General features: G+C 39.0%; 14 protein-coding genes. 5 read left to right on the plus strand and 9 right to left on the minus strand.

The genetic code is table 11. The features are described from left to right. Positions 1–163 precede the first annotated feature (163 nt). Genes dnaQ through H3299_RS13715 form a run of 4 tightly spaced genes read right to left on the minus strand, consistent with a single transcriptional unit; the run spans position 164 to position 2,911 of the window. Positions 164–877, minus strand: coding sequence for a DNA polymerase III subunit epsilon (dnaQ, locus tag H3299_RS13700; protein ID WP_182418186.1), 714 nt, complete (start codon positions 875–877; stop codon positions 164–166). Beyond that, positions 870–1,469 carry a dephospho-CoA kinase gene (gene coaE / locus H3299_RS13705; RefSeq protein WP_182418187.1) on the minus strand — a complete coding sequence of 200 codons (600 nt, stop codon included), beginning with the start codon at positions 1,467–1,469 and terminating at the stop codon, positions 870–872. Before coaE ends, dnaQ begins: the two co-directional genes overlap by 8 nt. Positions 1,470–1,473: 4 nt before the next feature. Next, positions 1,474–2,325, minus strand: coding sequence for a shikimate dehydrogenase (locus tag H3299_RS13710; protein WP_182418188.1), 852 nt, complete (start codon positions 2,323–2,325; stop codon positions 1,474–1,476). Beyond that, a complete protein-coding gene (locus H3299_RS13715; protein WP_182418189.1) occupies positions 2,318–2,911 on the minus strand; it encodes a Maf-like protein in 594 nt (197 codons plus the stop codon). Before H3299_RS13715 ends, H3299_RS13710 begins: the two co-directional genes overlap by 8 nt. Positions 2,912–3,091: 180 nt before the next feature. Here H3299_RS13715 and H3299_RS13720 point away from each other — a divergent pair, with 180 nt between their 5' ends. Beyond that, the gene (locus tag H3299_RS13720) at positions 3,092–3,346 is read left to right on the plus strand and encodes a hypothetical protein (RefSeq protein WP_182418190.1); all 255 of its coding nucleotides are present in this window, start codon (positions 3,092–3,094) and stop codon (positions 3,344–3,346) included. Between the two features lie 258 nt (positions 3,347–3,604). On the opposite strand, the gene H3299_RS13725 is transcribed toward H3299_RS13720, so the two are convergent. Further along, on the minus strand, positions 3,605–4,240 hold the full coding sequence (locus H3299_RS13725) for a hypothetical protein (protein ID WP_182418191.1): 636 nt from the start codon (positions 4,238–4,240) through the stop codon (positions 3,605–3,607). Between the two features lie 492 nt (positions 4,241–4,732). Here H3299_RS13725 and H3299_RS13730 point away from each other — a divergent pair, with 492 nt between their 5' ends. Further along, the gene (locus H3299_RS13730; RefSeq protein ID WP_246708085.1) at positions 4,733–5,494 is read left to right on the plus strand and encodes a helix-turn-helix transcriptional regulator; all 762 of its coding nucleotides are present in this window, start codon (positions 4,733–4,735) and stop codon (positions 5,492–5,494) included. 117 nt (positions 5,495–5,611) lie between these two features. Here H3299_RS13730 and H3299_RS13735 read toward each other — a convergent pair whose 3' ends face one another. Continuing rightward, positions 5,612–5,878 (minus strand): DUF6460 domain-containing protein, encoded by a 267-nt coding sequence (locus H3299_RS13735; RefSeq protein WP_182418192.1) that lies wholly within the window; start codon positions 5,876–5,878, stop codon positions 5,612–5,614. 632 nt (positions 5,879–6,510) lie between these two features. On the opposite strand from H3299_RS13735, the gene H3299_RS13740 reads away from it, so the two are divergent. Continuing rightward, positions 6,511–6,717, plus strand: coding sequence for a DUF1737 domain-containing protein (locus H3299_RS13740; RefSeq protein WP_182418193.1), 207 nt, complete (start codon positions 6,511–6,513; stop codon positions 6,715–6,717). A gap of 168 nt (positions 6,718–6,885) precedes the next feature. Here H3299_RS13740 and H3299_RS13745 read toward each other — a convergent pair whose 3' ends face one another. From H3299_RS13745 to H3299_RS13755, 3 genes are all read right to left on the minus strand, one after another. Next, the gene (locus tag H3299_RS13745) at positions 6,886–8,007 is read right to left on the minus strand and encodes an iron-containing alcohol dehydrogenase (RefSeq protein WP_182418194.1); all 1,122 of its coding nucleotides are present in this window, start codon (positions 8,005–8,007) and stop codon (positions 6,886–6,888) included. A gap of 568 nt (positions 8,008–8,575) precedes the next feature. Continuing rightward, positions 8,576–9,502: an arginase gene (gene rocF, locus H3299_RS13750; protein WP_182418195.1), complete on the minus strand. Its 927-nt coding sequence runs from the start codon at positions 9,500–9,502 to the stop codon at positions 8,576–8,578. Between the two features lie 132 nt (positions 9,503–9,634). Continuing rightward, a complete protein-coding gene (locus tag H3299_RS13755) occupies positions 9,635–10,714 on the minus strand; it encodes a nitronate monooxygenase family protein (protein ID WP_182418196.1) in 1,080 nt (359 codons plus the stop codon). A gap of 388 nt (positions 10,715–11,102) precedes the next feature. On the opposite strand from H3299_RS13755, the gene H3299_RS13760 reads away from it, so the two are divergent. Together H3299_RS13760 and H3299_RS13765 are read left to right on the plus strand one after the other, a co-directional pair. Further along, positions 11,103–11,678 carry a cob(I)yrinic acid a,c-diamide adenosyltransferase gene (locus tag H3299_RS13760; protein ID WP_182418197.1) on the plus strand — a complete coding sequence of 192 codons (576 nt, stop codon included), beginning with the start codon at positions 11,103–11,105 and terminating at the stop codon, positions 11,676–11,678. 87 nt (positions 11,679–11,765) lie between these two features. Next, entirely contained in the window at positions 11,766–12,485 is a 720-nt protein-coding gene (locus H3299_RS13765; protein WP_182418198.1) for a DUF6210 family protein, read from the plus strand. Positions 12,486–12,664: the final 179 nt, after the last annotated feature.

Below are 12,664 nucleotides of genomic sequence, written 5' to 3' on the forward strand. Positions count from 1 at the left end.
CCAATTGCATTTGTTTTGCAAAATTTCACGATTCTGTTAATCGCTTCCTTCGCTCGTGAGTTGAAAACATCAAGGCAAGGCTCAAATATAGCTTACCGGCTTTGCTTAAATATTGGAGTTGACTCTAGTTAACCTAAATTATCTAAGGTTAGCCTCTTAATTATTATTGACTATCTTCACTTTTGGCATACCAAAGGGCTTTAGGGCCAATTTTTTCAAGCAAAGCCATGTGGGCGGCTTTTTCTTCATCAGTTAATAGGGGCGCTAAAAATTTTGGCCGCGGTGGGAGAGTAATAACATTTTGGTCTTTATTGTTTTTGCCTGAATTGCTGCTTTTATTGTTAGCAGCAAGCCCCAACGCACCCTGTTTACCGCCGATAAGTTCAATGTAGACATCGGCCAAAATTTCAGAATCGAGCAATGCGCCATGCAATGTGCGGTGACTGTTTTCAATGCCATAACGCTTACAAAGCGCATCCAACGAATTTGGCCCCATTGGGTGTTTACGCCGCGCCAAGGCAAGCGTATCAATAATACGGTCAACACTAATTGGTAATTGGCCAATACGATCCAATTCAGCATTAATAAAACCAAGATCGAACATCGCATTATGGGCTACCAATTTAGCGCCATCGCAAAAGGCCAAGAATTCATCAACAATATCACCAAATTTTGGCTTATCTGCCAGCATTTCATTAGAAATGCCATGCACTGCCAAAGCATCTGGATGAACAGCTTTACCTTGCGGATTAATATAAACATGGAACGTGCGTCCGGTCAAAAATCGGTTTTCCATTTCAACGCAACCAATTTCAATCACCCTGTCGCTGGTTTTATCAAGACCGGTGGTTTCCGTATCAAATATAATCTCACGCATTTTTTGTATTTTCCGTTAGGGTCTTTATAATATTTTGTACCGCTTGTTCTGCTGCAATTAAACCTTGGCTGGTATCAATGATAAAATCAGCGCGCACGCGTTTTTCACTATCAGGCATTTGCCGTTTTAAAATGGCGGCAAATTTTTCCTCACTCATATTTTCACGGGCAAGAACACGGGTTCTTTGTATATCATAAGGCGCACTAACTACAGCAATTTTATCCACACGGCTTTCACCACCTGTTTCAAAAAGCAATGGAATATCAAGCACAACCAGTTTTTCGCAATTATCTTGATGAAATTTTATAAAATCTTGCTCTTTTTTGCGCACTAGCGGATGGATAATCGCTTCAAGTTTTTTCAAATTATCGCTATTGCCAAGCACGTAAGATGATAGATTTTGCCGCGAAACCTCACCATTGATCACTGTATTGGGGAAAGCCGCTTCAATAAGGCTTAAAGCAGGTTCTTCAAGGTAAAGCTCATGCACTGCCTCATCGGAACTATAAACCGCAATGCCATATTTTTTAAAAAATGCGGCGGTTGTGCTTTTTCCCATGCCGATAGACCCAGTTAACCCCAAAATAATCATGCAATTACCTGTCTTTTTCACCCATTGATTGCAAGATGCTTGCCCGCAATTCCGGTGTGACGCTTGGCTTCACACCAAACCAGCGCTCAAATCCGGGAATTGCTTGATGCAATAACATACCAATACCATCAACCGTTTTAAGTCCTTCTTGCGCAGCCGCCTTTAAAAAAGGTGTGTTAAGTGGGGTATAAACAATATCATTAATAATAACATCACGGCGCGCTTGTTTAAAGTCGATGGGCATCACATTTGCATCTTGTTGATGATTTTCAAGTCCCAAGGAGGTGGTATTGACGATGAGATCAGCCGCTTGCACATGATCATTCATATCCTGCCACTCGATCACATCGACATCATTGTTAAAATGCACCATTAAATTTTCAGCCCGCGATTTTGTACGATTACTCAACATAATCTTTTTAAATCCGCGTTCTCGTAAAGCATGGATAATTGCGCGGCTCGCACCGCCAGCGCCAATCACCAATGCGCAGTCTCCCGCCCAATCATCAACAAAATCATCAAGATTTTTGGCAAAGCCATAGGAATCGCTATTTGATCCCCAAAGCACATCGCCTTCAAACCATAAGGTATTAGCGGCTCCAATTTCATTGGCTAAATCATCACGCCGATCCACCAAATCATGAGCCATTTCCTTATGGGGAATGGTAACATTACCGCCGTTAAAACCGCTTTGCTTTAAGTTTTTAATAAAATTTTTGAAATTATCGGGCGCAACTTCAATCGGATCATAGCTGCCTTCGATTTCATGGGATTTAAGCCAATGGCGATGAATTTGCGGCGAGCGCGAATGTTTAATTGGATAGCCGGTGACAAAAGCCTTAGAAAGTTCACGCATTAATAATCCCCAATTGGCGTAATTTATTTAATAATGGAATAAGTGGCATGCCAATAATGGTAAAATAATCGCCATCAATCTTATCAAAGAGTTGAATGCCTTCCCCCTCAATTTGATAAGCGCCCACGCTTGCCAACACTTGATTGCCCACCCGTTCAAGATAATGGCCGATAAAGCTTGGCTCTAAAATACGCACATGCATATTGGCCGTTTCAACACTACTCCAAATCGTTTCTTGGTTTTTAACCAAAGCAACACCACAATGCAGGTAGTGAACCTTTCCCGACATGGCCATTAACCGCCGCCGTGCTTCTTCCATATTTTTTGGTTTATGAACCACATTGCCATCAAGTTCCAAAGTTTGGTCGCAGCCAATGACAAGCGCATTAGGAAAGCGTTTTGATACATCATAGGCTTTGGCAAGGCTTAAAGTTTCAGCCAATTTTATCGGACTAACGGCATCCAATTCACCCTCAATTGCGCGTTCATCAATGTGCGCGCCCTCAATCGCAACGGAAAGACCGGCATTTTTTAAAAGTCCTGCGCGAAAAGGGCTAAGGGATGCTAAAATAAGATCATCTGTCATGAAAAACCAACAAGGAATTAAAACAATAGGCTAACTTGGCCAACAAGCTTAATCTTTAACGATTATGATCTTTTAAAACAATTAAAATATTACAATCGGACTTTTAAAATTACCAAATTTTATAAAAATAGTTCCAAGGTCAAAATCTATGAAATATCATAATATAAAGGTAGCTAACTAATGTTGATATTTTTAAACAATAACAGTCCTGAAGATAGGCTGTATAAAAATCTCACAGTTATACGCGATCGAAAAATGGATTTTGATCCTTGGGTATTTTTAAGTGATGAAGAGATTATAAAAACAAGTGCTGGCATTAATAGCTACTATCCGTATCGAAACATATTGTGTTTTGCCCATCGCCAAGGCTCTGATGATTATGCTTGTCTTATCACCAAAGGCCAATTAACTGGTAAATTTATATTCATTCACTAGTTTGCATCGCCCGGATGGGAAACTGGAAAAGACTGCGAACTTGATAGTTTTGGTGATGTGCTTGAAGCAATTATCAGTGATATGATTGACAATAACATATTATAAAAAGCCTATTGTTAAAATACCTTCAATATATAGGCCGCCACTTTAAATAATGTTGAGATACAATTTTGCTGCCAAGGAAAAGATTTGAAATTTAGAGCACTTTTGCCGCCTTGGTAAAAATGCTCTCGAATATTCTAGCCTTGTGTTTAAACCCTAATTTTCCTCGTTTTTAGGTCCCTTATTCATTTGGCCTAAGGAAATATAACCAGACCAGATATTTTTACGCCGATTAGGTTCAAAGTGAGAAAAATGGCGATGTAAAGCATTGAGCACCATGCGTGTAGCGCCAAGTAAATGTGGCAATTCCCTATCATCGATAAGGATATATTGAATTGCCGCATAAAGATTTTCATTGCCATTATCAAATTGTGCTTCCTGAATTGCTTTCAAAGTCGCACTATAGCGTCTTCGTGCCCGTAAAACCCAGGCCGAATATTCTTCCATATTTTCACTGCCGAGCTGAATGCCGGTTGCTTCATAATAGGCGCCGGGTGATAAAAGAGATCGGCGATAATCATTACGAATTTCTAAAAATCGTAATGCTGCTTGATATTGATCGGCACTGATACCGCCTGCACGATCAAATAGCGATAGCCGTCCAATATAGCTTTGAGAACGGGGATCACTTGCCTGCGCAATTGTTAGTTTATGGGCTTTGGCTCGCGCTTCAATAGCCAATTTTTGGATAGGCTCTTTGGCACGGCTAACCCGACCATTGGCTTCACGTAATTTGCCTTTCAATTTAGGGCGACCGCGTTTTCTAATGCTGATTGAAAAATTGCTATTCATAAAAATTCCTCACATTTTTAATAATTGTTCTTGTTTTGTTCTTTTGACGATTATGAAGAAGTGATGATTTTGTCTCTTTCAAAAATCTTGAATAATTGGAAATGGAATAGAAGAGGTGGTTTGGTTAAAAATGATGAAATTATTTGGTAATCACTTGGCTTAATACATCTTTATCCAGCTAATTTTGTGCAATTGGTTTGTTTCAAAATCCAAGTGCCAGATTATAGAAATTATCATTCGTTTTTTCCATCTATTTTTGCAAAAAATCAAATGCACCCAACATATAATCATCATTGATGATTGCTTGAATATACGGTAAATTTACCGTTAAAATCAAGGTAAATTTATTGGATATTTTAACTACTGGTGGATAATTATCTTAAACCATTAAAATAAAAACAATATTATTTTTTAATGATAAATTGATTTTATCAGTATTTATGACAAGATATTAAAAATATATCGATTCGATTTTGTAAGGGATATATACCTGTGATCCAGAACAAAGACAGCCAAAACAATAAAAATAATTTTGACAGTTTGGCCGGCCGTATAAAACAGCGGCTTGAAAAGCTGGGCAAGAGTGAGCGCAAGGCCTCGCTAGAGGCGGGGTTGAGCGATTCCTTTTTGCGTAATATTCGTGAAGGGAAATCGTTGTCTCCGCGTATTGATACACTCGAAAAAATAGCCGTTGTTTTGCAGACAACTGCACAATGGCTTATGAACGGTGAAGGAAATGCGGAATTTTTGCACCAAAATGCCCATTTAGACCCATCATCGGGCATATATAACGATAATGGCAATGATCTGGCAGAGTCAGCCAATGGTATGATTGTTAAGGGGTTAAAATTTGGCACTCGGCGGCTGCCGGTTTTTGGCCAGGCCGTTGGTGGTGTTGATGGGGATTTTCCAATGAATGGTACGGTCTTATTTGATGTTCTATGTCCACCACAATTGGAAGATGTTGAAGATGCTTACGCGATCATGATTTCAGGCGATTCTATGTATCCACGCTATGAAGATGGTGAACTTGCTTTTATTGATCCAAACCGCCGTGTTAAAAAAGGTGATTATGTTGTTGCGCAAGTTATAATCAAAAATGACACCACGCCCCATGCTTTCATCAAAAAATTTCTGCGCCACAATGCACAAGAATTGGTTTTAGAGCAGTTTAATCCAATGAAAGAATTATCCTTTCCCCATGCAAATGTTGTATCGGTACATTTTATTGCTTTGGCTGGCGTGATTTCTTAAAGGAATTCACGCCAAATATTATTAATAGGCCCTGCCCCTAATGAATTTAGGGCTGTAAAGTGTCATGTGAAGTGAAAATTTTTTACTCTCACTTTGGAAGATATAAACCTACTCAGATTATTTACGCCAATTTAATATGCGTATAATGATAAATATTGGCACCACCACCGCTGCACCAACAAAAATAACATTGAGCAATTGGCTGGCAGATGAAAAGCCAGTACGCCATAAATGGGCAATCATATCCCATAGCCGTTCAAAAACATTAAATGGTGTCCAGCCAAAGAAGTTAAGCAAAGCACCAATAATAAGAGAAAATATTAGTAATTTGATAAAAACTCTGCCTGGTGAGTCACCCAAAAATGATTGCAACCATTTTGTCATATAAATTTCCGATCAATTACTTTTATTGGCATTTGAGAGCTGATTATTATCAGCCATTTCATCATTCATGATAATATAGGAGGTTTCAAGGCGCTTGTTAATAATCTATTATAGGTAAATTACAATTTCTTTCTTCTTTTTGGACTTTATATCCAATAGGGTATGTCGAGCATTTTTGTCGCAATAGGTAAGCTATGCAAGTCATCCATTTTATCTTATATTAAGGGCAGGGCTGAAAGTCGTTTGCTAAATGAATGAGGTGGAGTGAGCACAATTTAATGCTTGAAACCATTAATTTATAGTGATTGAATGAGCTAGGGTCAGGACCTATTAATTTGAACGAAATGGTATGAGTAAATTTTTGTGAGAAGAAGGAGAAGAGCCGCAGGAAATATAAATATTTTCAAGGGGCTTCGACAAAGTTATCGCGAAAATTTACCATATCCTGAAAGGACACAAAAACAGCTGTAATCTACTGCGTCGTAAAGCTTAACTGGGTATACCACCCACTTTTCGCTTTCCTCCTTGTATATTTTTGCTGTTTATTGTGCCATTTTATTTAAATTAACAGGTCCTGACCCTCGGCAGAATAAAATCGCTTTAAAGTATTTTATGTTCAAGGAGAGGCTATAATGAAATTATATCGCTTTTTAACCGGACCTGATGATGCTAGTTTTTGCCATAAGGTGACGGCTGCGTTAAATAATGGTTGGATGCTTTATGGCAGCCCCACTTATGCTCCTAATCCTGAAAATGGCGTTATGCAATGCGGTCAAGCAGTGATTAAGGAAGTTGATGGTATTCAATATACTGAAAACATGAAGCTTAGCCAATATTAAAATATTATGTAATAAAAGTGGTGGCGTACAAAATTTATTAAAAATTGTTTTGTTTTTGCATGAAATAACGCGAAACTATAAAATTAGAGCATTTTTACCAAGTTGGTTAAAGTGCTCTAATAATGATATTAATTGTAATGCTTATTTTATTGGACGCCGTACAAGACGCTATTCGCGTTTCATTTTACCTGCAATAGCAGCATTAATAATAGTAAGAGCTGCTTTTTGCGTAAAACGGATAGGATACATGTGGGCAAGTGGGTGATTAACCGACATTTGCTCAAGCATTAATTTTTCTTTGCGTTTTATCTTTGCTGTTCCCACAAGATTGGTCAATTTACTTGGTACGCTAGCCAAACGGCGTAATTTTAGCAAGGCTTTGGCAAGCCCTGTCGAGCCGCCTTTAATGCCAAGGTGGTTAGCAAGGTCGGTTAGTCGTGGGTCAAGCACCTCAAGATTATAGGTGAGGACATGGGGGAGAAGAAGCCCTGCAGCCTTGCCGTAACCCACGCCATAGATAAAACTTAAACAGCGCGCTAATGCAGCTGTTGCCCCTTGTCTTTGGGTGCCTGCAAGGCCTGCCATGACCGCCGCACTTAATAAATGGGCATGGATTTCGTGGTTTGTTGGATTATTGATTAATTGCGGCAATTGCGCAAATATAGTTTTGGTGGCCTCTAGGGATAGATTGTCAGCCAAGGGGTCAAAGCCACCTACACACCAAGCTTCAATGGCGTGGACAAGAATAGCAAGAGCAGAATCGACCAATAATGCCTTATTTTGTTTACAAGCAAGTCTTGTGTCAAAAAGAACGAGTTTGGGTAATTCTATTTTATGCAAAGTAACTGAGGGATATTTTTCACCGGTTTGGTATGAAAATCCATAAGGCAAAAATTCAGTTGTATTGCCAGCAGTTAGAGGAACCGCCATGACGGGTATTTTTAAGTTATTGGCCGCAAGCCGCGCAAAAGCTATGATACGGCTAGCACCAAGAGCGACAACGCAATCAAATTCGCCTTTCATGATAATTTCATCGGCAAAACTAATGCTTTGATCACTAACGTAACCAATGTCTTCTGAAAAACTACCAAATGAATAATTGCTGCGGTCAAGCCGGCGCAATAGATTTTTAACAATTGCCGAATTGGCAGTTTGCTTATCACAAATTATGATAGGGCTTTTTAAATTATAATGTTCAAGCTGCGCTTCAATTTCGCTAAAACGGCCTTCACCTAATAATATGCGAGTGGGAATATTCCACTCAGCCTTGGCAACACTATCATTCATCATAATAATCAATCTCTTTAAATCATTTTTCACCAAGAACAAAAGCTGGTTGCATTTATATCGGTCTATAATCTTTATATGGGGCAGCGAAATGAAATTGCTATAAAGTATTTATTGCTAATTAAGTAAAGTCTTATTTTAAGGAACGGATGAAACCAGCTCATTTTGTCCTTCAAATCGTTCCGCGTATTTTAACAATACGCTAAAATATTGGTTAGATTTTTTAAATTCATTCGAACAACATATAGATTTTATCAATCTATGCAAAAGAAATTGCAAAGATTGATATATTTATCGCGTTAAATAGCTATTTAAGGCATAGCAATGCTCAGTGCGGCGGCTTTAGGCCAATTGATTGTTTAGAGCGATTTTGTTAAAATGAAAGGCGTCTTTCATTTAAATACACATAATAAAAGACAAGGGTCAGCGCCAATTAACTTCAAGATATGGAAAATTTTCTTATACCATTAGCTTCAAATTAACGAGCTCTGACCCAATGAGATTTTTTATTAAAAACCGATCATATTTTTAGTTGTGCATATTTTTATCAAAAACTTTAATTTTAAGAGTATTAGCTATTATAGCTTCTGGTAACACGGTCAATAACGCGTCTTCCCATCAAGCTTGCAGCAAGGTCCATCATTAAGGTTGCGGTTTTGCCCCGCTCGTCAAGAAACGGGTTAAGTTCAACAAGATCAAGGCTAGAAACCAGCTTGCTATCGCTTAAAAGTTCCATAATCAAATGGGCTTCACGAAAGGTTGCCCCGCCAGGTACGGTTGTGCCAACGGCAGGTGCAATCGAAGGATCGAGAAAGTCCACGTCAAGGCTGACATGCAAAATACCCTTGGCTTGTTCAACCCGCTCCAAAAAGCGGCGCAATAAAACACCGACACCCAGCTCATCAATATTGCGCATGTCGCAAATGGTAATTGGTGTTTTATTAAGCGCGGTACGTTCAGCGCCATCAACACTACGAATGCCAAAAAGACAGATATTTTTAAGCGGAACTGGATTGGCAAGGGGAGGGAAATAACCTTCAAAACCTGCTTGACCACTGAGGTAGGCAACAGGTGTGCCATGTAAATTGCCACTTTTGGTACTATCAAGTGTATGAAAATCAGTATGGGCATCAAGCCATAAAACAAAAAGCGGTTTGCCGATTTGTTGTGCATAGCGTTGCATGCCGGCGACAGTACCAGCCGATAAAGCGTGATCGCCCCCCATAAAAATTGGAAACCCTTGGGAGCGCTCTTGATAGGCGCGCTCAGTAATAGCCTCAATCCAATCATGGACCTGTGGTAAATGATAGATTTCTTTATTTGGGTGGTGGAGTTTTGACTTAGAGGCAGGGGTTATATTGCCAGTATCAATTACATTATGCCCCAAATCTTCTAAGGCCTTTACGATGCCAGCTGCACGATAAGCACTTGGCCCCATATCGCAGCCCAAACGCCGTGATCCATCTTGCATGCCAATACCTACGAGGCGAATATCCATATTTTTTCCACTCTTTGTTAAAAAAATGCAAACTATAAACGAGTTATGGCATTTTTATGTGATATGATAATGACAACAATAACTGACGTTATCATTGTGTTTTTCGTTAGATTTTGTCTATTTAACTTGATGCTAATTAAAACTAGCTAAATATTCGTGTTCTAATAAGGTAATTAGATCACTTGCTGGTAAGAAACGGGCAAATGGTGCTCCTTGGCCAGCCCAATAACCGCCAATATCAAAATTTTGTTCCTTTGCCATAATGGACATGATCTGTTTTGTCGCATCATAGGCAAAAGGATAGTCGGCAATAATATTGGTATCAAGGCTCATGCCCCAGCCAACAAAATCATTCATAAGGCTACGAGCCGGCCGGCCAGAAATGACCTGCGTCATCGTTGTGTTATAGGCTGCATCAGACTTTAATAATTGCCGATAATGCTCATTTGCTGCGCTTTCTTTGCAGCCAATAAAGGCAGTGCCAAGTTGCACAGCACTTGCACCAATTTTTTTATAAGCGGCAATATCTGCCCCAGTCATGATACCGCCAGCCGCAATGATTGGAAGATTAAACCGGTTGACAAGAAGATTGGTCAAAACATGGGTAGAAAGCCGACTATCAAACTGGTCGATGTCGAACATACCGCGATGGCCACCTGCTTCATTGCCTTGTGCAATAATCGCATCAAAGCCGCTCTTGGCAATTTGTTCGGCCTCGATAAGGTTGGTTGCGCTGGCAATTAAAGTCGCGCCGGTTTTGCGAAATAGCGCAAGGATATTTTCATCAGGAATGCCAAAATGAAAGCTAATGATCTTAGGTTGTAAATCGCAAATAGCCTCAGCAAAAGACATATCATACTTTATCGAGCCATAAACCGCTTCAAGGGGCTTATCTAATTGGCAGTTTCCGTTAAATAATTTTTCATTTAATACTTGTCGCCAATGGCTTTCTTTTTGGCGATCTTTTTGTTCATCAAGCGAAGTTGCAGGCTCATGGCAAAAAAAGTTAATATTAAAGGCGGCATCGGTTAAGGTTTTGGTTTTCTCAATCATTAAAACCGCGTCATCTAGCTTTAAATTGCCAATACCAAGCGAGCCAATGGCACCAGCATTACTTACAGCGGCAGCTAATTGCGGGGTTGATACGCCAGCCATCGGCGCTTGAATAAGACTAGAGCGAAAATGATTATTATCTGTTGTTTGTTTAAACATAGCCTCCCCTTTCTCCATCATTATTTTTATTCTTATAAGAAAAATAAATTCATCATGCAAATTTAACGGCTGAAAATTGCTGCAATTTTTCGTTATATTAAATTTAGTTCGAGGGTAGGTGCATTTATTGTTGAGGCAATATCGTGATCTAATTTTTTATTTTGTTGTATTGTTTTCCGCAAAAATTGACTCAAATTTTGCAGGAAAAGATTTTAAAAAATGTGTAATCCTTTTCCAAAAAATTGAAATAAAAATTTGCTTTTCATCATTTGGCTTTCATGTAAAGCTGTGTAATATCGAGTTAAAATTTCAATTATATTGAGGCTCATTTATTTGAGCCGGTATAATGAGACAGCTATCGCAGGATTTTTTGATAAGAGGCAGATAAATGGTTAAACTCAACAAGATTTATACCCGTACTGGCGATGATGGTACGACTGGGCTTGTTGATGGCTCGCGCCTACGAAAATCCAATCCCCGTATTGAAGCTTACGGCACAATTGATGAAGCAAATGCCACAATAGGCATAGCGCGGCTTTATATTGAACAAGGCAGCATGCTTGATGTTATACTTTTGCGTATTCAAAATGATTTTTTTGATTTAGGCGCCGATCTTGCTACTCCTTTGCGTGATGATAATTTACAAGAAAGTCATGATTTACGTATTGTTGCCGCACAAGTCAGCCGTATTGAGCAAGAAATTGATGTTTTGAACCAAGCATTAGAGCCATTACGTTCTTTTATTTTGCCGGCTGGCAGCTATGCAAGTGCCTATCTGCATCTTGCCCGCACAATTACTCGCCGTGCGGAGCGTGCTATGGTAGGCTTGCAAGAAGTGGAGGCAATCAATCTTGCCGCCTTGCATTATGTTAACCGCGTTTCCGATTTGCTCTTTGTTGCGGCGCGCTATGCTAATAATGATAAGGGGGGGGATGTTCTTTGGGTGCCCGGTGAAAACCGCTAAATTTGATTGAGCTAGTACTCTTCATATAGGTGAATTTTTTGGAAGATCACACATGAAACGAGGTTCAATGCAAGAGACATCCTATATTTGGTATATTGGGGATTTATATCTTATTCTCCCAATGACAATGGCATTGATTATACCAATCAGGTTGGTGGCCGATTAAAGGACGAAATGAGCAGCGAAGGCTATTTATTGCCATTACCTATTTTTGATAATCAATCGCTAAAACACGAATTATTATCGCTGTTTGAACAAAGCTATGATGGTGGTTATTTAAATGACTATAAGGATATTTATCAACGGTTAAACCTGTTGCTAAGGCTCTTTGCTTTAGACGATAGTATTGCACTAGACGAGGAAAAATTACATGTTTCATGCAATCAATGGATTCATATTCTGATTAAAAAACCGCTTGCCTATGATAATCAATTAGATTGCGGTGACGTGTTTCACCATAAGGGTGAATCCTATCCAATAAAAGCTATTTTAACATGGAGCCTTTTATATTTAAGCGACATTGCCCCGATAAATCATCAGGTCGATATTGACTACTTAAAATCTGATATGAAAATTTATCAATCCTTAGAAGCACGTGGCTGCGATACGACAAGTTGGAAAGACGGGGTGCGAGGGCAGCAAACAAAACAAATCGGCAAATTATGCCGAAAACAAATGGATTATATGCAAATGAAACTGCAAAACATTCAAACCTATCGCAACAATATATCAGAATTAATTTCTTTGGCTCAACATAATTTACCTGATGATAAAGATTTGCCGGCTTTGTATAACATTTTGAAGTAACTGCCTCTAGTCAAATAAAACGTATATTAATTAAGAACGCTAAAATCACCGTCATTTTGCAATAGATAATTGAAGCTTTTTTAAATAGCTATTGATTGTTATAAATTTTGTTTGGGAAAGATGAAAAATACTTATTGCAATTTATAAATGCCAAGTTAGTCTTGATTTATCTAAAAATC

Origin of the sequence: Bartonella sp. HY038 (assembly GCF_014117425.1) — a bacterium.
Lineage (GTDB): Bacteria > Pseudomonadota > Alphaproteobacteria > Rhizobiales > Rhizobiaceae > HY038.